19 protein-coding genes are annotated in these 18,920 nt (G+C 69.0%); 14 read left to right on the top strand and 5 right to left on the bottom strand.

What is annotated here, in order from left to right; genetic code table 11:
* Window positions 1–172: 172 nt before the first annotated feature.
* Window positions 173–2,935, bottom strand: coding sequence for a putative Ig domain-containing protein (locus IEY69_RS06085; RefSeq protein ID WP_189072176.1), 2,763 nt, complete (start codon window positions 2,933–2,935; stop codon window positions 173–175).
* A gap of 308 nt (window positions 2,936–3,243) precedes the next feature.
* Between IEY69_RS06085 and IEY69_RS06080 the strand changes: the two genes are divergently transcribed.
* The 6 genes from IEY69_RS06080 to leuB are packed head-to-tail and all read left to right on the top strand — an operon-like array spanning window position 3,244 to window position 8,435.
* Window positions 3,244–4,530 carry a homoaconitate hydratase family protein gene (locus IEY69_RS06080; protein WP_189072175.1) on the top strand — a complete coding sequence of 429 codons (1,287 nt, stop codon included), beginning with the start codon at window positions 3,244–3,246 and terminating at the stop codon, window positions 4,528–4,530.
* Between the two features lie 26 nt (window positions 4,531–4,556).
* On the top strand, window positions 4,557–5,177 hold the full coding sequence (locus IEY69_RS06075) for a LysE family transporter (protein ID WP_229783669.1): 621 nt from the start codon (window positions 4,557–4,559) through the stop codon (window positions 5,175–5,177).
* 12 nt (window positions 5,178–5,189) lie between these two features.
* On the top strand, window positions 5,190–6,431 hold the full coding sequence (locus tag IEY69_RS06070; RefSeq protein ID WP_189072174.1) for a hypothetical protein: 1,242 nt from the start codon (window positions 5,190–5,192) through the stop codon (window positions 6,429–6,431).
* A gap of 1 nt (window position 6,432) precedes the next feature.
* A complete protein-coding gene (locus IEY69_RS06065) occupies window positions 6,433–6,825 on the top strand; it encodes a hypothetical protein (RefSeq protein WP_189072173.1) in 393 nt (130 codons plus the stop codon).
* Window positions 6,818–7,384, top strand: coding sequence for a 3-isopropylmalate dehydratase small subunit (locus IEY69_RS06060; RefSeq protein ID WP_189072172.1), 567 nt, complete (start codon window positions 6,818–6,820; stop codon window positions 7,382–7,384). Before IEY69_RS06065 ends, IEY69_RS06060 begins: the two co-directional genes overlap by 8 nt.
* The gene (gene leuB / locus IEY69_RS06055) at window positions 7,377–8,435 is read left to right on the top strand and encodes a 3-isopropylmalate dehydrogenase (protein ID WP_174366492.1); all 1,059 of its coding nucleotides are present in this window, start codon (window positions 7,377–7,379) and stop codon (window positions 8,433–8,435) included. Before IEY69_RS06060 ends, leuB begins: the two co-directional genes overlap by 8 nt.
* A gap of 65 nt (window positions 8,436–8,500) precedes the next feature.
* On the opposite strand, the gene IEY69_RS06050 is transcribed toward leuB, so the two are convergent.
* The gene (locus tag IEY69_RS06050; RefSeq protein ID WP_189072171.1) at window positions 8,501–8,671 is read right to left on the bottom strand and encodes a hypothetical protein; all 171 of its coding nucleotides are present in this window, start codon (window positions 8,669–8,671) and stop codon (window positions 8,501–8,503) included.
* A 79-nt stretch (window positions 8,672–8,750) separates the two neighbouring features.
* Between IEY69_RS06050 and IEY69_RS06045 the strand changes: the two genes are divergently transcribed.
* The 5 genes from IEY69_RS06045 (at window position 8,751) to IEY69_RS06025 (ending at window position 13,472) form a co-directional block, all read left to right on the top strand.
* Entirely contained in the window at window positions 8,751–9,056 is a 306-nt protein-coding gene (locus IEY69_RS06045; protein WP_189072170.1) for a hypothetical protein, read from the top strand.
* Window positions 9,032–10,549 (top strand): MocR-like pyridoxine biosynthesis transcription factor PdxR, encoded by a 1,518-nt coding sequence (pdxR, locus tag IEY69_RS06040; RefSeq protein ID WP_189072169.1) that lies wholly within the window; start codon window positions 9,032–9,034, stop codon window positions 10,547–10,549. The genes IEY69_RS06045 and pdxR overlap by 25 nt, the downstream gene beginning before the upstream one ends.
* Before the next feature lie 58 nt (window positions 10,550–10,607).
* On the top strand, window positions 10,608–10,973 hold the full coding sequence (locus IEY69_RS06035) for a hypothetical protein (RefSeq protein ID WP_189072168.1): 366 nt from the start codon (window positions 10,608–10,610) through the stop codon (window positions 10,971–10,973).
* A 114-nt stretch (window positions 10,974–11,087) separates the two neighbouring features.
* Window positions 11,088–12,356 (top strand): esterase-like activity of phytase family protein, encoded by a 1,269-nt coding sequence (locus IEY69_RS06030; protein WP_229783668.1) that lies wholly within the window; start codon window positions 11,088–11,090, stop codon window positions 12,354–12,356.
* A gap of 63 nt (window positions 12,357–12,419) precedes the next feature.
* Window positions 12,420–13,472, top strand: coding sequence for a hypothetical protein (locus tag IEY69_RS06025; RefSeq protein WP_189072166.1), 1,053 nt, complete (start codon window positions 12,420–12,422; stop codon window positions 13,470–13,472).
* 24 nt (window positions 13,473–13,496) lie between these two features.
* Here IEY69_RS06025 and IEY69_RS06020 read toward each other — a convergent pair whose 3' ends face one another.
* From IEY69_RS06020 to trhO, 3 genes are read right to left on the bottom strand one after another with little or no spacing between them, the layout of a single operon-like run.
* Window positions 13,497–13,904, bottom strand: coding sequence for a hypothetical protein (locus tag IEY69_RS06020; RefSeq protein WP_189072165.1), 408 nt, complete (start codon window positions 13,902–13,904; stop codon window positions 13,497–13,499).
* 58 nt (window positions 13,905–13,962) lie between these two features.
* Entirely contained in the window at window positions 13,963–14,544 is a 582-nt protein-coding gene (locus tag IEY69_RS06015; RefSeq protein WP_229783666.1) for a DUF305 domain-containing protein, read from the bottom strand.
* Between the two features lie 7 nt (window positions 14,545–14,551).
* Window positions 14,552–15,454 carry an oxygen-dependent tRNA uridine(34) hydroxylase TrhO gene (trhO, locus tag IEY69_RS06010; RefSeq protein WP_229783665.1) on the bottom strand — a complete coding sequence of 301 codons (903 nt, stop codon included), beginning with the start codon at window positions 15,452–15,454 and terminating at the stop codon, window positions 14,552–14,554.
* Window positions 15,455–15,551: 97 nt separating this feature from the next.
* On the opposite strand from trhO, the gene IEY69_RS06005 reads away from it, so the two are divergent.
* The 3 genes from IEY69_RS06005 (at window position 15,552) to IEY69_RS05995 (ending at window position 18,841) form a co-directional block, all read left to right on the top strand.
* Window positions 15,552–16,175 carry a hypothetical protein gene (locus IEY69_RS06005; RefSeq protein WP_189072162.1) on the top strand — a complete coding sequence of 208 codons (624 nt, stop codon included), beginning with the start codon at window positions 15,552–15,554 and terminating at the stop codon, window positions 16,173–16,175.
* Window positions 16,176–16,238: 63 nt separating this feature from the next.
* Window positions 16,239–18,368, top strand: coding sequence for an ABC-F family ATP-binding cassette domain-containing protein (locus IEY69_RS06000; RefSeq protein ID WP_229783664.1), 2,130 nt, complete (start codon window positions 16,239–16,241; stop codon window positions 18,366–18,368).
* 20 nt (window positions 18,369–18,388) lie between these two features.
* Window positions 18,389–18,841, top strand: coding sequence for a hypothetical protein (locus IEY69_RS05995; RefSeq protein ID WP_189072161.1), 453 nt, complete (start codon window positions 18,389–18,391; stop codon window positions 18,839–18,841).
* The last annotated feature ends 79 nt before the right edge of the window (window positions 18,842–18,920 follow it).

The following is an 18,920-nucleotide window of genomic DNA, read 5'->3' as shown; positions in this document are numbered from 1 at the left end:
AGTGGAGCTGAAGGGCGTGCTGTTGGTCCTGCCGCAGAAGAGAAAACCGCTGTGACTTCTGCTGCGAGGGCCCCCGTCAGGCGCCCTTTTGGACGAGAGCGGACCGGCCTTGTGGGTGGCCGGTCCGAGCGTTCAGGTGAGGGCGGTGATCAGGTCACGCGTGCTTCGAACGTCACTTGATCCGAGAAACAGAGACTGGAGCGTTGTAATCGGAGCTCCACACGGCCAGGACGCCGCCTTCTGCGTTCAGCGCCGCGCCCTTCACGTTCCCCAGTGAGACAAAGGTGCTGGCGGGTTTGGCCGCGCTGATGTCCACTCGGTACACGCCCGACGAGTCGCGGCCCCACAGTACGTCTGCGGCTTTCAGGTCGAAGCCCAGCAGTTCTCCGCTGCTGACGCTGTCAAATTGGGTGACCGTGCCGTCACTGTTCACGCGGCTCAGGGTGCTGTAGGCGGAGAGCCACACCGCGCCGCTGTTGGTGACGGCGGCACTCGTGGCCTGCACTGTGGTCTCGACTTTGGTGGCCTGAAGGGTGGCCGTGTCAATCCGGTAGATGCTGCCAGGGTAACCGGGCATGATCAGCATCAGCTGCTTGCGGTCAGGGCTGAAGAAGAAATTCTGTGTGCCGTACGAACTGAAATTCGACACGGCCAGGTTGACTGGGGAGATGGCGCCGGTGCTGGGTGTCCAGGTGTTGAGGCTGAAGGTAACGGCTCCCGCGTCGTATCTCGACTGAATGAACCAGACGCGACCCTGACTGTCGGTCGAGTTGCTCATGGCCGTGACGTTGCCCAGCGCCGGGGTAGGCAGTGCCGTCACTGTGCCGGTATCGGTCACCTGTGAGACTGTGGGAGCGGAGCTGTCTGCGTTCAGGGCCAGCACGCCACTGACGGTGCTGATCAGTCGAACGGAGTAGCTGCCGGCGACGGAGGCGCTGGTCAGGGTGTCGCCGGCAGAGCTAACGCGTGTCACCTGGAACATGTAGGAGTTCTTGGAGGGATCATATGAGCCTTCGGAGGCGACCCACAGCCCACTGCTGGCCGGAGCAACGCCTGAAATCGAGCTCTGCACAGGTAGCGCCACCCGCGCGGGGCGGACACTCAGCGTGACGGTCGGTGAGGCGTAGGCGTTCGGGTCGAGGTTGGGACTGCTGGCCTTGATGGTCGCGTTGCCGAGAGTGGCGTCACTGGTGGCCTGTATGGGCAGCATGACCTGTGTGGAGGCGCCGGGCGTGACCGTGACGGTCTTAGGAGTGGCGGTCACGCCGGCCGGCAGGTCAGTCAAGGTGACGGTCGTGGTGCCGCTGAACCCGTTGCTTGAGGAGACCGAAACGGGGATGCTGGTCGTCTCCCCCTGCGAGACGGAATACCCATAGCCGGTGAACGCCACGCTGATGGTGGGGGCATTGACAATCAGTTTCCCCGTGGTCGTCGCGGATTTATCAGCGCTGGTCGCCGTGACGGTCACCGGGTACGTGCCGGGTTTCACGGTTCCGTCTCCTACGACCTTCAGGGTCACGAACGAAGAACCGTTGAGATTGGCTGTGACAGGCTGGGCGCTCAGGCCAGCAGGGAGACCGGTCAGAGTGTACGTGACGCTGCCGGTAAATCCGCCGATACCGTACGCCGTCACGTTGACGTCGCGGGTATCACCGGGGTACATCTGAACTTCCGAGGGGAAGAGCGATACGGTCAGCCCCGGGCGGGTGACGGTCACGCTGCTGTAGCCGATCCCGACCTGCTTGCCTGATGCGTCACGTGCCACGATCTGGAACGGCGTGAGGCTGAGGTTGCTGGAACCGTTGTAGCGGAAGGTGAGTGTGGTGTCCAGGCGTTGTGGGTTCACGCCCAGTCGGCGCAGGTACGCGGCCACGCCCGCGGCCTGGCTGTTCAGGTTCGCGGCTGTCAGCGTGACGGTCTTGGGTTCGACGGTCAGTCCGGGAACATTGGTGCTCAGGCTGATCTCTCCGGTGTAGCCGCCGTCCTGGTAGATCTGGGCTGCGACGGCCACGTCCGCATCGGAGGTGAACTCGACAGGTTTCTGCAGGGCGATGCTGACCGCGCCCGGCGCGCGCGTGGCCTTCAGGGTGCTGCGGGCGCTACCACCCAGCGTCCTGATGGTCAACTGGTTCTGCCCAGACGCGTACTCCACTGCGTTCCAACCGGCGGTCAGGGTGACGTCGAGATTGACGGTGAGTGTCGCGCTGTTCGAGGCTGGGCAGGTGAGGGTTCCCTTGACCGTCGCGGCGCGGTCGCTGTACAGACGCGCGACCCTGCTACCGGTCATGGTGCCGCCAGCCACGATCTGCTCGGTCACGGTGCCCAGGTAATCCATCTTCGAGCTGAGCAGGTTCACCTCGGTAAACAATGCGATGTTCGGGTTGGCACTGGCCGTGACGGTGGCCTGGCAGCCGGAGTTGCCGGTGGGCAGCAGCGTGGACAGGCGGCTGCTGGGCGCCCGGGTCAGCGGCAGGTCGAGACCGCTGCTGCTGACGGCGACCTCGTTGTTGGTGTCGACTTCGTAGCTGTTGCCCAGGACGCCGATGGCGGCCCCGGTGGGGAGGTCGGCCACGGCCCCCTGAATGCGGGTGGCCTGCACGGCGGCGCCGGACAGCGCCTTGTATTCGGCCGTCACGGTCTTGCTGGCGTCCAGGGTGACCGTCTGGGCGGGGGGCGTGGTGAAGCCGTTGACGGCGCCGGGTTCGATCTTCACGGTGGTGCCGGCCGTCAGGTTCGTGAAGACCTTCCCGGTGTCGAGGTTGCCGTCGAAGAGTGCCGCGCCGGTCGTGGTGTTCGTGATCTTGATGGGCGCGCTGGTGACGCCAGTCAGGGCGACGGTCAGACTGACGGTGGCATCTGGTGCGGGGGGTTGCGGGCAGGCTGTGAGCAGGACGGTCAGGCCGAGCATGGCGGTCGGGAGTTGAAGGCGTTTCATAACCACTCAGGATTCTAATGACTGAACCTTGAGTGAGCTGCGTTACATGCCGCATGGTGGTGTCGGAAATTTCACAGCTCTGGAGATCGGATGGTACCTGACCGTTGCGGCCCGTCTACACACCTGCGCCCCGCCTGCTCCGGCACTCTCGTAGACTCCGGGCATGTTCAACCGTTCACGACGACAGAGTGCGCCCGCCGCGGTGCTTCTTCTTCGTTGGGGGCGTTGAGCGCAGCCCAGCGTTCATCCACACGCCCCCGGAAGCGAACAGCGACCGGGGGCGTGTCTTTCCTGGGGGAGGTTTCATCATGGGAATGACGATTGCAGAGAAGATCCTCGCCGCGCACAGCGGGCACGACCACGTCGTCCCGGGCCAGCTGATCGAGTGCCGCACCGACTGGGTGCTGTGCCACGAGATCACCACGCCCGCCGCGCTGCGCATGCTCGAGGAACGCGGCATGGATCAGGTGTTCAACCCCGACCAGATCGTCGCGGTGCCCGACCACTCCGTCCCGGCCATGAACATCAAGGCCGCGAAGATGTACCAGAAGCTCAAGAGCTGGGTGCATGAGAAGGGCATCAAGCACTTCTTCGACGTGGGACGCGGCGGCATCGCGCACGTGGTGCTGGAGAACACCGGCCTGATGAAACCCGGCCAGACGCTCGTAAGCGGCGACAGCCACACCTGCAACGCGGGCGCGCTGGGCACCTTCGCGACCGGCGTGGGCAGCACGGACCTCGCGGGCGCCATCTACGCCGGGAAGGTGTGGTTCAAGGTGCCCGAAACCATGCTGATCCGCGTGACCGGGAAGGCCCAGCCGGGCGTGACGCCCAAGGACATCGTGCTGGAGGTCATCAAGCGCATCGGTGCGGACGGCGCGAACTACATGGTCATGGAGTGGGTCGGGGACTACATCGACAATCTGGACATGGAGGGCCGCTTCACGCTGACGAACATGGCCATCGAGGCCGGGGGCAAGACTGGGATCGTCGCCGTGGACGACACCACCCGCGTGTACATGAGCGCCCGCGGTGTCACCCCTGATCAGTACACTGAGTACCAGTCCGACGCGGACGCCAGCTTCAAGGTGATCGTCGAGGTGGACGCCGCGCAGGTCGAGCCGACCGTCGCGTATCCGCACATCCCCAGCAACGGGCGCGTGGCGGGCAGTGACCGCATCGCCGTGACGCACGCGTACGTGGGCAGCTGCACGAACGGCCGCATCAGCGACCTGCGCGACGTGGCCCGCATCCTCAAGGGCCGCAAGGTCGCCGAGGGCGTGCAGATGATCGTCGTGCCCGCCACGCAGGCCATCTGGAAACAGGCCGCCCAGGAGGGGCTGCTGGAGATCTTCGTGGACGCCGGGGCCAGCGTCAGTTATCCCAGCTGCGGCGCGTGCCTGGGCATGCACTCCGGCGTTCTGGGGCCGGACGACGTGTGCATCAGCTCCTCGAACCGCAACTTCGTGGGCCGCATGGGCGACCCCAGTGCGCAGATCTACCTCGCCAGTCCGGCCACCGTCGCCGCGAGCGCCGTCGCGGGCTTCATCAGCGACCCGCGCGCGTACAACGACACCATCAACGCCGCCGACTGAGCAACGGACGAGAGGGGGAGAGAGGCGTGGACCTGAACATACTGCTGGCCGTCGCGGCCATCCACACGGTGGTGCTCGTCATTCCGGGGCCGGATGTGCTGCTCGTCAGCCAGACCGCCCTGGCCCGCACCCGCCGCGCGGCCCTGCTGGCCGGACTGGGCGTCGTGCTGGGCATCGCGTGCTGGGCGGCGCTGGCCCTGCTGGGCATCGGACTGCTGTTCCAAGCGTTCCCGTGGATTCACGGCGCGGTCAAGGTCGCGGGCGGCGCGTACCTGCTGTGGATGGGTGTGAACCTCTGGCGCAGCAGCGCCCGGCCCGACGCGCAGGCCGCGCCCATCCAGGCGCCGATCAGCGACCTCGCGGCGCTGCGCGCCGGGTTCCTGACGAACATCAGCAACCCCAAGGCCGCCGTGTTCTTCGGCAGCGTGTTCAGCGGCGTGCTCGGCGCGCACGCGGGCACCGGCCTGAAACTCGCGGCGTTTGCCGTGATCGTGGGCCTCAGCCTCGGCTGGTTCGCGCTGGTCGCCGCCGGGATGTCCACCGCGCCCATGCAGCGCGCCTACCTGCGCGCCCGCCGGGCCGTGGACCGCGTGGCGGGCACGCTGATGCTGGGCTTCGGAGGGCTGCTGCTCGCGTCTCGCGAGTAAGCTGGGTGCACCATGGGTGAAGCCAAACGCCGCAAACAACTGGGTCTGATGCCCACCGTCCATCCGTTCGAGGCGCAACTGGACGCCGACGGCACGCTGACGTTCACGCAGGCGCCCGACGACGCCGCGCTGCGCGGGAAGATCGAACAGGCGCTGCGCCTCGCCCTGCCGTACGGCGCCGCGTGGGACAGCCAGTTCCGCACGCAGCTCGTGCTGCACGGCCGGGTGGACGGCACGCTGACCACCGCCGAGGACGTCGCCGCCCTCCCGGTCGCGCCGCACCGGCACGTCGCGGGGGAACTCACGACCGGCGGGCAGCCTCACGAGGGCGACATCCGCGTGGACGGCGGGCACGTCCGCCTGCGCGGCGTGCAGCACTCCTTCGACGGACAGCGCTGGGAGACCTTTCCCGCAAGCGCCGACCCGAACGTCGCCGTGCGCCGCCTCCTGACCCACCCCGCCGCGCGCCTGACCGGCGAGACCGTCGCCTCGCTGACCGTCGAGCAGTACCGCGAGGGCCGCACCGACATCGACCCCGAACCCCCGGCCGACCTGCTCGAAGCCATCGAGGAACTCGCCCGCGAGTACCACGGCGAGACCGACGCCGACTGGCTGGACATCCACCGCGAACTCGCCCCGGACGCCGGGGACGAGAGCCCGGTCGCCAAGCGCGTCGTGTTCGACCTGACGCAGCCCGCGCCCCTGCAGACGCCGTTCAGCCGCGCCTTCGCGGTGCTCGGCAACGTGGAGGTTGTCCCGCAGGAGGGCAGCGCCGCCTACTCCCTGGACGGCGAGGAGTGGGTGTCGTACGCCGACGGTCAGACCTTCGAGGGCGGCCTGCCCGCCGAACTCGCCGACATCTTCGACCTGGAGACCGTGCCCGTCACCGTGTACGCCGACGGCCGCGTCGAATGGGACGAGAACGAGATTCCCGAGGAGCACGCCGAGCGCCTTAGGACCGAACTGCGCGACACGACCGGCGCCGGGACCCCCGACGACTGGGCCAGATGGACCCGGCAGATGCTGGAGAACGTCTACGCCGAGGAACTCGTCATCCCCGACGGTACCGAACTGCCCGTCCCGACCGCTGTGCGCCTCGACATTCCCCTGGACGCCCTGACTGACCCGGACCCCCTCGCGCAGACCTTCATGGAATCCGAGGTGACCTTCGACGGTCAGTCCTGGCGCGACCTGTACGACGAGGAACTCCCCGAGGAACTCAGCGCCGTCGCCCATCCCGGCGGGCTGAACTGACATGGACCTGCCCGGCCTGCTCGTCACCGGAGCCGCACTGTTCGCGCTCTGGATGGCGTGCCGGGTGCCCGGTCAGGGAAGGCGCGCGCCGCTCGCCTCCGTCAGTGGCCCGCTGCTGCTCGGCGTGATCCTGGCGCTGTACACCTCCCGCGAGATGCCCCTCTGGGCGCATCTGCCGTTTCCCTACGCCCTGCTGGTCTGGGCTGCCGTCACAGTCCTGAGCCTCTTGCTGGGCCTGACCCTGATCCTGCGCGGCCACCTGAGCGGCTGGCCCTGGCTGGGCTTCGGCCTCTCCGTCCTGGGCACGGTCGCCGTGGCCCTGTTCCACAACTCAATCACGTCCGGCGACCCGATCCTGAGGTCGCCCCCCACCCCCGGAGGTCACCATGCCTAAAGTGCACGTGTTTGCCCGTGATCACATCAACACCGACGAGATCATCCCCGCCCGCCACCTGACCACCGACGTGGAAAGCGAACTCGCGAAGTACGCCATGGAGGACTACGACAAGGACTTCGTGCGGCGCGTGGAACCCGGCGACATCATCGTGGCCGGAGCGGACTTCGGGTGCGGCAGCAGCCGCGAGCACGCCGTGTGGGCGCTGCGCGGTGCGGGTGTAGCGGCCGTGATCGCCCCGAACTTCGCGCGGATCTACTACCGCAACAGCATCAACAACGGCTTCCTGGCGCTGGAATGCGACGGCATCGTGGAGGCCTTCCAGGATGGCGACCCGGCCGACCTGGACCTGACGGGCGGCACGATCACGAACACCCGCACCGGGCAGAGCCTCACGTTCGTGCCCGTTCCGCAGTTCGCGCTGGACGTGCAGAAGGCTGGGGGCTGGCTGGAGTACATGAAGGCGAACGATCAGGCGGCGCTGGAAGCCGAGACCCTGAATGCCCACTCCACTCAGGCCGGTCACGGCCACCCCGGCCAGGAGGAACAGCATGCCTAAGATCGTCACCCTGCCCGGCGACGGGATCGGCCCCGAGGTCACCGCCGCCGCCGTCGCCGTCCTGCGCGAGGTCGCGCCCGACGTCACCATCGAGGAACACCTGATCGGTGGGATCGCCTATGACACGCATGGCGACCCGTTCCCGCAGGTCACCCGCGACGCCCTGAAAGACGCGGACGCGGTGCTGCTGGGCACGGTGGGCGGCGCGCAGGACAGCGCCTGGAATCTCCTGCCCCGGCACCTGCGCCCCGAGAGCGGCCTGCTCGCGCTGCGCAAGGCGCTCGGGTGCTACGCGAACCTGCGCCCCGTGCGCGTCCAGCCGGGCCTGGAACACCTCTCGCCGCTGAAGGCGGAACTGGCGCGCGGCGTGGACATCCTGATCGTGCGTGAACTGCTGGGCGGCGTGTACTTCGACGGGGACCGCAAGATCGACGGGGACACCGCGTACAACACCATGCGCTACACCACCCCCGAGGTCGAACGCGTCGCCCGCGTGGCCTTCTGGGCCGCCGAGCAGCGCAAGGGCCGCGTCACCAGCGTGGACAAGGCCAACGTGCTGGAGGTCAGCGAACTGTGGCGCCGCGACGTCACCGCCCTGCGCGACCGCGAGTACCGCGGCATCCACCTGAACCACGAGTACGTGGACAGCGTCGCCATGCTGATCGTTTCCGACCCCAGCCGCTACGACGTGATCGTCACCGAGAACCTGTTCGGCGACATCCTCAGCGACCTGGCCGCCGTGATCCCCGGCAGCCTCGGCCTGATGCCCAGCGCCAGCCTGGGGGATGGCGCGGGCCTGTTCGAACCCATCCACGGCAGCGCCCCCGACATCGCCGGGAAGGGCGTCGCGAACCCCGCCGCCGCGATCATGAGCGCCGGGATGCTCCTGCGCCACGGCCTCAAACGCCCCGAGGGCGCCAATCAGATCGACCGCGCCGTCGCCCTGGCTCTGCGTGAACACCCCACCCGCGACCTGGGCGGCAGGGCCGACACGCAGACCTTCACCCGCGCCGTCCTCAGCGCGCTGGAGACCTCGCCCGCCGTCGGGTAAGCACCCGGCACGAGGGGCGGCGGGTCACTCCGAGATGGGGGAGAGGCCCGCCGCCCCTCGTGCATTCAGGGTCGTTCGAGGTGCTCCAGGCGGTCGCGCAGATCATCCACCTGCCGTTGAAGTGCAGTACGTTTCCGGGAGCCTCGCATCAACCACATCAGCGGCAGGGCCACCAGCAGAGCGATCAAAAGGGCGGCCAGAAGCAGCATCACGAGTTCAAGAGGTCCGAGTGACATACCTCACCGTACGCAGGTGCGGCACGGATGGTTGCCGCACCTCCTGTTCACGCTGCCCCGCGCGGCGCATGCTGAGGGCATGACCGACGCCGTGACCTTCCCCACCCCCGGCCGCATCCCGTACCCCGGCGGGTGCGTGCTGGAACCCGCCCCGTACGCGCTGGACTGGCTGCTGAAGTGGCCCGCCGACGTGACCGTGAACGGCACGCTGCACGCGGGCGTGCCCGTGTTCCCGCTGCTGCGCGAGCTGCTGCGCGACCCCGCCGCGCACGGCATCACCTCCGAGCAGGCAGAGGCGGCCCGCGACCGCTTCCTGGACACTGCCGGGCAGGCCCTGGAGGCCGAGGGTGGGCAGCGCGCGTGGCTGGAACGGGAATTCCGCTGAGCCCGGACCTGTCGGCCCCCGGCTGGCTGGACGCCCTGACCCTCCCGCCCGCGCAGCCCGGCGAGACCCGCCACGCGCAGGTCACCCGCGCGCTGCGCACTGCGATCACGCGCGGCCTGCTGCCCGAAGGCACGCGACTGCCCGGGCACCGCCGCCTCGCGGAGCACCTGGGCGTGGCGCGCAACACGCTGGTGGACGCCCTGGCGCAGCTGGAACTGGAAGGCTACGTGCAGGCGCAGGGCCGCAGCGGCACCCGCGTCAGTGTCCCCGCGCACGCCCCGCCCGAATCCCAGGCCGCCGCGCTGCCCCTGAGCGCCTGGGCCCAGCGCGCCCTGGCCGGACAGATCGAGGACGCGGGCGGTGAGTACCTCGTGGACTTCCGCGTCGGTCAGCCCGTCCCCGAGCTATACCCGGAGGCCGCATGGACGCAGGCGCTGGCCCGCCGCGCCGCGCAGGCCCTGCGCGCCGGACAGCCCGACGATCCCCTGGGACCGCTGGAGACCCGCCGCGCGCTGGCCGCCCACCTGAACGCCGAAAGGGGCGCGCAGGTCACGCCCGACATGATCCTCCTGACCGGCGGCACGCAGGGCGCCCTGGACGCCCTGGCCCGCGTCTTCCTGGAGCCCGGACGGGTCGCCGCCGTCGAGGACCCCACGTACCCCGGCGCGCGAGCCGCGCTGGCCGCCACCGGCGCGCAGGTGCAGCCCGTCCCCGTGGACGACCAGGGCGTCCAGCCGGACCGGCTGCCCAGTCAGGCCACCCTGCTGTACGTCACACCCGGCTGCCAGTACCCCACGGGCGCCGCGCTCCCCGCCACGCGGCGCCAGGCACTCATCACCTGGGCGCGCCGCGGCAGCGCGTTCATTCTGGAAGACGACTACGCCGCCGACCTGTACCACGCCGCCCGCCCCCCCGCCGTCCTGCAGGGCGTCGCGCCCGACCGCGTGATCCTGCTCGGCTCGTTCAGCAAGAGCCTCGCGCCCGTCACCCGCAGCGGCTTCCTGGCCGCCCCGCCGGACGTGGTGCGCGTCCTGGCCGCCACCCGGCCCCTCACCGACCGCGTGCCGGGCCGCCTGGACGCCCTGGCCCTCGCGGACGTGCTCGCCAGCGGCGCGTACAGCCGCCACCTGCGCCGCGCCCGCACGGTCCTCACCCACCGCCGCGACGTGCTCGTGCAGGACCTCGCCACCCGCCTCCCGGGCTGGACGCCCCGCCCGGCACCCGGAGGCCTGCACCTCTACCTGCCGCTCCCACCCGGCTGGATGGAAGCCCAGGCCGTGGCACGCGCCGCTGCGGAAGGCGTGGCGCTCAGTCCGGTCGCGCCGCTCGTCCAGGGTGACCATCCACCCGCCGTGCTGCTGGGCTTCGCGCACCTGACCCCGGACCAGCTGCGGCGCGGCGTCGCCGGTCTGACCGCCGCATGGAACGATCCACGTGGAATCTACGGCCACGCAGCTGAACCCGATCCACGGCAGGAGCCCCGCCTTTGTTGATGCCGGTTCAAAAGGCATGTGCGCTCCGTGGCGGATCAATGAGGGTACACTCTGATCAATGCGGTTGCTGATTGCTGCCCTGGCTCTGGTCCTGACGCTGATGTACTTCACGTTCGGACTTCGATTCGGTTACGTCACCCTGACGCCCACCTACATGTTCAATGCAACCGGAGAGAGCCGCTATGGATTCAACGCCTTCGAGAATAATCAGTCGGTCGGTGTCCGTGGGGTCTGTGATGTCCGGAAGGGCAACGTCACGGTGCGCCTGCTGGACCCCAGCGGCCAGCAGGTCGCCGGGCAGGTGTGCCCCAAGGGCAAATGGGCGCTGAACGCCATGGGCAAGGGCCGCAACGGCACGTATGAACTGGTGCTCGACTACAAGGACTTCACCGGGATTCTCGACGTCAGCGAGGCGCGGCAGTAGCGCAGCGGGCGGTCTGATCTGAACGCCGTCTGACAGACGACCCGTACCGTGACGGGCATGTTCATCCACACGGCCGGTCGCGCAGGTCTGTTCACACTTCTCGGTGCTCTGACCTTGAGCGCCTGTTCTCTCACCGAGGCGGGGGACGGGCTGCCCGGCACGCCGACGGCGGACGGAAAGGTCCGGGTGCTGCGCTCTGCGAGCCTGCCCGCCACCAGCCTCACCGCGCTGGGCTACAGCGACGCCCAGCTGGCCAGCTCGAAGGTCAACGGGCTGCGCAGCACCGACCTGCCCGCCATCGGCAGCGGATTGACCGTGCTGCCCGACGGATCGTTCCTGGGCATCACGGACCGCGGCCCCAACGAGGATCACCTCGACGCGGCGGGCAAGGTGGACGGCAAGACCTTCCCACTGCCGCAGTTCTCGCCGACCCTGGTGCGCTTCCGAGTGGACGGCGCCCGGATCGTCCCCACCGAGTACCGTCCCCTGCGTGACCGTGACGGGCAGGGCATCACGGGCCTGACCAACGTCACTGGTGAGGAACTGCCGTTCAGGAGCGCGGCCGCCACGACACCCCTGCCGTTCAACGTCAATGGGATGGACACCGAGGCCCTGGCCCGGTTCCCGGACGGGCGCCTGCTCGTGGCGGAGGAAACCAGCCCCAGCGTCGCCGTACTCAGCGCGCAGGGCGACGTGCTCATCCGGTACACCCCGCAGGGCAAGACCCTGGACGGCGCGGCGTACCCGGTGCGGCCCATCCTGCCCGGCGTGTACCTGAATCGCCGCGTCAACCGGGGATTCGAGAACCTCAGCCTCAGCGCGGACGGGAAGACCGCTTGGGTGACCCTTCAGAGTCCCATGGGCGACACGAAGACCCCTGCGTACGCCGCGAGCCGCGTGCTGCGCACCCTGAAGCTCGACGTGACGGACCCCCTGAACGCCCGCGTGACCGGGGAGTACCTCACGCTCGGCAGCTCCATCAGCGACTACCCCGCCAGCAAGAAGCAGGCAGACCTGAAGGTGAGTGACACCACCTGGATCAGCGGGAACAAGTTGCTGCTGCTGGAACGCGCCAGCGGCCTCGTGCGGCTGTACGTGGAGGACTTCAGCGCCGCTACCGACATCCTGAACCGCACCGACGAGTCCACCCTGACACTGGAAGCCGCACCCGAACTGAGTGCGCTGGGCGTGAGGGCCAGTACCCGCACCCTGGTCTTCCAGTCGACGGACGCCGGCATCACGGACGACAAGCTGGAGGGGGTGGTCCTCGTCACGCCGAGCGTGGTGGCACTGACGAACGACAACGATTTCGGCATCGGCGACAACACCACCGGAGCGCCCAGTCGCGTGTGGCTGGTGCAGCTCGGAACGGCGCTGCGCTGACCCGGACCGGCGCCACACCCGAATGGCGCTGAACTCGCCCGCACCCTACGCATACACTGCGGCATGACGTCCACGCTTGTCCCGAGCCCGACCGTGACCGCCAGTTCCGGGCGCGCGACCACCCGCCAGAACCTCGTCACCATCGCCCTGGCGTGGTGGTTGATCGCGGGGGTGTTCACGGATGGCTGGGCGCACAACCAGTTCGGCGAGACGCTGGAGACGTTCTTCACACCCTGGCACGCCGCGTTCTACAGCGGCTTCTTGGCGGTCGCCGGGTGGTGCCTGTTCCTCGCGGCGCAGGGCTGGCGCGAGGGTCGACGCGGCCTGAGAGCCTTCCCGGACGGGTACCACCTCGCCGCGCTGGGCGTGCCGATCTTCGCGCTGGGCGGCGTCGGTGACCTGACGTGGCACACCGTGCTGGGCATCGAGGTCGGCATTGAGGCGCTGCTGTCCCCCACGCACCTCCTGCTGTTCCTCGGCGCGATGCTGATCGCGGCGTCCCCGCTGAACGCCGCGTGGCGCAGCACTGAGCCGCGCGCCGCCCGCCCCGCCATCCGCTGGGTCGCCACCCTGAGTGCCACCAGCCTGCTCGCCATGACCGCGTTCATGCACATGTACCTGTGGGGCCTCCTGACCGTCCCGCAGGGAATGGGCTACGTGCAGACACGCGGGGAACTGGGTACCATCCTCCTGACGGCCGTCATCATGGCCGCGCCGCCCCTGCTTCTGCTGCGCCGCTTCACCCTGCCATTCGGCTCAGTCGCGGTCATGTACGGCGTCACGAACCTCGGCATGACCCTCATGATCCTCCCCGGCAACATCCGCGTGCCCCTGCTGGCCGTCGCCACCGGCCTCCTGATCGACGTGTGGCACGCCCTCCTGCGCCCCAGCCCGGCCCGCCCCTGGCACCTGCGCGCCTTCGCGTTCCTCCTGCCCCTCAGCGTCTGGGTGCCGTACCTCGGGGACGCCGTGTGGCGCGGCCAGACCAGCCTCAGCCTCGAACTGTGGCTCGGCGTGGCCGTCATGACCGCCCTCGGCGGCGTCGCGCTCAGCGCCCTGATCTTCCCCGCACCCCTTCCCGCAGAGGTTGAAAAGACCGAAGGGCAGAAGGGCTGACGCGTTGAGCATCCGAAGCCACGCCTACCCGTCACTTAGAGTGGCCCAGCCAGTGATCAAGTTGATGTGGTACTCAGAGGATTTTTCGGAGGCTTTTGCCGTGTCCTCGGACAGAATGTGCCACTTGGCGACCACATAACCCACGAGCTTTTCCTCGAGATAGAACCCGTACACTTTGTCGTTGTTGGCCTGACCCATGAAGTGATTCGGGAGAAGAACATCTAAGAGTTCAGAGTGAACCTCGCGCACGGTATCTAGATCGATGAATGTTGGGATGTTTATGCGCACAACGTGCGAGAAGAGGAGATCGATTCTGGTCGGGTGGGGTTTGTTCTGTTCAAGTGAACTGCGGAGGAGAAGTCGTCGGTGACTGGCATCAAACCGCCAGAGAGTGAACTTCCGTCTGCTGCCAAGGCTGAGAATCGTTTCCATATCCCCCCTGTGGTGTGAAGCCTGGGTGCAATTCCAATCAGTCCAGTTCTGATCTCGTTCAGTGCTCCATGCCGTGCGGTGCGGGTAGGGGCTGCGCGCCCCGTGCGTGCAGGAGGCTGTCCAGGGTGCGGATCTCGCCGGTCTGCGTGGCAGTCACCTGCCGGGCGAGGCCAGCGACGAGCGGCTGACCGCTGCCCGTGAGGGGCCGGGCCATGAGCAGTGCGCCCTGGTGGTGGCGGCGCATCAGGCGCAGGTACTGTGTTTCGGCCTCCCGGACGGGCAGGGTCTTCAGCGACAGGAGGTCCTCCCGCGTCGCCATGCCCATCATGCCCGCGTGCATTGCGTCAGGCTGGGCGCCGTCCGGGGCGTTCCAGCGGCGCAGCCACGCCTCCATCTGCCGGTTCTGCTCCTCCTGACCCAGCTGAATGTCCAGCGCCAGGGAACGCACCGAGCGATCCCGCGCGACCTTCAGTGCGAGGACGCTCATGGTGACCGCCTGCTCGTGATGCACGCGCATGTCCTGCACGAACCGCACCTCCGCACTGCCCGGCACGGGCGTGACCGGGCGGGGCTGAGCCAGCAGCAGCGCGCCGCCCACTCCCAGGCCCGCCAGGACGACCACCGCGCCGCGCCGCCTCACGCGACCGTCACGCCCCGCACCCCTCCTGCACCTGCCGGTCAAAGTGCCGCTGCCGCTCCCGGAACGCCGCCTTCTGCTCCGACGTGGTCCGCGCATGGCAGTGCTCGCAACTCACGCCCTCCTCGAACAGCGCGTGCGCCCGCTCGGCCTCACCCAGCGGCCAGCCGCACGAGTGACACATCACCGCCGCGCCCTCCCGCAGGCCATGCCCGACCGTCACGCGCCCATCGAACACGAAACACTCGCCGTCCCAGCGACTCTGCTCCTGCGGCACGTCCTCCAGGTACTGCAGAATCCCGCCCCGCAGGTGAAACACGTCCCGGTACCCGCGCTGCCGCAGCAGACTTGTGCTCTTCTCACAGCGGATCCCGCCCGTGCAGAACATCGCCACGCGCTTCCCCCGCAACTCCTCCGCGTGCTCGTCCAGCCACGCCGGGAACTCCCGGAACGACTCGATCCCCGGATCCACCGCGCCCCGGAACGTCCCGGCCTTCACCTCGTACCGGTTGCGGGTGTCGATCACGACCACGTCCTCCGACTCGATCAGCGCGTTCCAGTCACCCGGCTCGACGTACTGCCCGACCTCCCGCTCCGGCGCGACCGGCACGCCCAGCGTCACGATCTCCCGCTTCAGGCGCACCTTGAACCGCTTAAAAGGCTGCGCCGACGCGCCGGACTCCTTGTACTCCAGCCCCGCGAAGCCCTCCGCGAGCAGCGCCGCGTGCAACGCGTCGATCCCCGCGCGGCTCCCCGCGACCGTCCCGTTGATCCCCTCGGACGCCACGATCAACGTCCCGCACAGCCCCTCCTGCTCACCCAGCGCCAGCAGCCGCTCCCGCAGACCAGCCGGGTCCGCCACCGCCCGGAACTGATACAGCGCCGCCACCACGAACGGCGCGGAAGAAGGCATTTCAGGGGCAGGGTGAGGCACGACCGACATCCGACACAGGATAGCGGACGGGTGGAAAGTGTAATGGTGGATCGCGTGGGTGTGTCACCCTGATTTCGTGGCGACTACATTCGACGTCTACCCGGGCCGGGTGGAACTGCCCACGACGCGCCAGGTGCTCTCGCTGGGGCGTGTCAAGCTGGACGCGTACCTGAGAGAAATGGGGCTTCCTCAGAGCAACCCCGTTCAGGTTCAGCTCCTGACCAGCGGCACTCACGAGGATCAGGGCCTGCTTCTCGATGCGCCGTTTGCCTGCACGGCGAACGCCTACTTCTGGTTTACGGTGCAGGACGTGGCTGGAGGCACCAGTGCTTACTTCAAGCAACTTGACTTGGAGGGGTTCGAGCAGACTTTCGGGCTGCCTATTGAAGCAGATAGGACTGATCTCTCCGCTGTGTTCGATACCGCGCGGATCAGCGGACACTGGTGGTACTTCCGACGCTCTGCGGGGCAGCCGGCACTGATCAACATTCTGTACGGTTGTCTCGCCTCCGCTTTGGCGGAGCTGACCCATGGCGTCGTGTATTCCGATGATGGAGCGTGGGATTTCGAGCGCTTCCCAGCCCTGCCACAGGAGTTCGACCGCTGGTTCATGCGGCCGGAATTCGCCCTGAGCCTGGAGAGAAAGCAGTGGGCCGAGAGAATCAGAGACCGGTTGCTGGAGGAAATGATTTCGGAATAGCTGGCTCCCCTCTGAGCCCTTCGGCGCATTTCTTGTTCGGGCCCTTCTGTTAGCCTTGCGGGCGTGTCTGTGCCGTCCTCCCTGATTGCTGCGTCGAACGTGTCGGTGTTGTTCGGCGAGCGGGTGGTGCTGGACGGCGTGAGTGTGGGTGTGTCGTTGGGTGAGCGGGTGGCGTTGCTGGGTCGGAACGGGGCGGGGAAGACGACGCTGCTGCGGGTGCTGACCGGGGAGCGGGTGCCGGAGGAGGGTGAGGTCTGGCGCGCGGATGGGTTGCGGGTGGCGGTGCTGGAGCAGCATCACGCGCATCCGGTGGGGCGGAGTGTGCGGTCGCTGGTGGACGCGGCTCATCCGTACCGGGCGCTGGAGGTGAGCCTGCTGGAGCTGGAGGCGAACCTGGGTGATCCGGAGGTGCTGGCGCGCTGGTCGGCGCTGCACGCGCACCTGGAGGACGTGGACGCGTTCCGCTGGCCGTCACGTGTAGCGCGGGTGCTGGGGATGCTGGACCTGACGCGCTTTCTGGACCGGGACGCGAGCACGCTGTCGGGGGGGGAGCGGACGCGGCTGGCGCTGGCGCTGGCCCTGGCGCGCGAACCGGACCTGCTGGTGCTGGACGAACCCACGAACCATCTGGATATCCGCATGCGGGAGTGGCTGGAGGGGTGGTTGCGGGCGTTCCGGGGTGGGGTGCTGCTGACCAGCCATGACCGGGAGTTCCTGGACGCGGTGGCGACGCGCAGCGTCTGGCTGGAGCACGGCGCGGCGACCGGGTATCCGGGGGGGTACTCGCGGGCGTCGGCGCAGCGGGAGCTGGAGCGGCGCACGCAGGCCCGCGCGGCGCGGCTGGGGGAACGCGAGGCGCAGCGCCTGTCGAAGAGTGTGGAGGTGCTGGACCGCTGGGGTCGCCGCTCGCGGGCGCTGAAAACGCGGGCGGAGCGGCAGAACGTCCCGGAGGCGCCGCTGCCGGAACGGCAGATCCGCATGCGTCTGCTGGCGGGGACGGCGCGTGCGCCGCTGGTGGCGTGGGGCGAGCACCTGAGCAAGGCGTACGGGGACCGGCCGGTGCTGACGGACGCGGCCTTCCGGCTGCGGCAGGGGGACCGGGTGGCGCTGATGGGCGCGAACGGCACGGGGAAGACCACGCTGATGCGCCTGCTGTCCGGCGAACTGCACCCCGATCCACCCGTGCCGGACCCGCTGACCGGGGAGGTCGGGCCGCAGCCCGCGCTGCGGGTCGCGCCGGGCGTGACGGTCGCCAGCCTGGATCAGACGTGGCATGGCCTGACGCCGGGGGAGGGGCTGCACGCGCAGTTCGAGCGGCGCTTCGGGCGGCAGGCGAACACCCTGCTGGGCCGCGCGGGGTTCGGGGCGGAGGACTGGCCGAAAACCCCGGAGGTGCTGTCGGGTGGCGAGCGGGCGCGGGCGGGGCTGGCCCTCGTGAGTGGCCTGCGGGCGGACCTGCTGCTGCTGGACGAACCCACGAACCACCTGGACGTGGAGGCGCTGCTGGCGCTGGAGGGCGCGGTGCAGGCATACGGGGGCGCGGTGGTGATCGTCACGCACGACCGGCGTTTCGCGCGGGAGGTCGCCACGCGCCTGTGGGTGATCGAGGATGCCACGCTGCGCGAGGTGAGCGGTTGGGGCAGCCGCGAGTACCTCGACCCGGCGGCGACTCTTCAGGGCGACCCGCCTCCCCCGCCGCCGCCGCCCACGCCACGGCAGCGCCTCGCGCCGCTGGAGGCCCAGCTCTCGGCCCTGCGGGCGGAACTGGACCGCCCGCCCGGCAGCCTGACCGGGCGTGAGGAGGCCCGCGTTCGTGCCCAGGCGCACGCCGTGCAGCAGGGCCTGTACGGGCTGTACGCGCAGGTCTGGAGCGCCCCGCAGTTCGACGCGGAGGTTCGCGAGCCGCCCCTGACCGTCCGCGCGCAGCGCCTCGGCGATTCGGGCGGGATGTTCTGGGCCGCGCACGACGAGGGCTGCCCGCACCTCGCCTGGGATGGGCACACGCTGCGCTGGAACGGCGAGCCGCCCGCGTGGTTCGGCGCGGCGCTGCTGGGCGGGGCACTGCGCGTCCTGTTCGAACGCTGGAACGTGGGCCGCGTGAGGCTCGGGGAGGGCGGGCCGGTGTTGACCCGCCGCGTGTACTTCGAGCGGGTGGGTCTCGTGCCGGGGTCGGCCGGGTCCGGGCACGGGTGAGTCACGCTATACTCGCGCGCATGGAAGACCTCATCAAGGGCCGCCTCGGCGGAGCGGACGGCTACAGCATCCGCTGCGCCATCGACGGCGACACCATCAAGGGCCGCGCAGGCGGCAAGCTGCACGGCAAAGACATCAACCTCGAGATCACCGAACGCGGCGTGCAGGGCACCGTCGGCGCGGACAGCGTGAAGATCGAGCTGGAAGACGGCGAACTGCGCGGCAACGTCGGCGCGCAGAAGCTCACGCTGCGTGGCGTGGACCGCGTGACCGGCTTCATAGGCGAACCCATCGTCGGCTGGAACGTCGTGGCGCAGCAGACCGGCGAGAAACTCGTCGGGCAGCTGGGCAGCACCGTCCTGGGCCGCCCCTTCGAGCTGGACCTGGGCAGCGCCCCCGGCTGGGTGGGCACCCTGGTGGCCGTCGTGGCCTTCTACGCGCTGGAACCCCGCGCGAACGTCACCGTCGGCTGACCTGACCCGCACCAGCTGAAGCGCCGCCCCTGCCATCTGCGGGGGCGGCGCGCTGTGCGGCCAGGGGCGACATTCCCCT

Source organism: Deinococcus sedimenti (assembly GCF_014648135.1).
Lineage (GTDB): Bacteria > Deinococcota > Deinococci > Deinococcales > Deinococcaceae > Deinococcus > Deinococcus sedimenti.
Note: the sequence above shows the minus strand (reverse complement) of the source record. Positions and strands in the feature narration are given on the sequence as shown.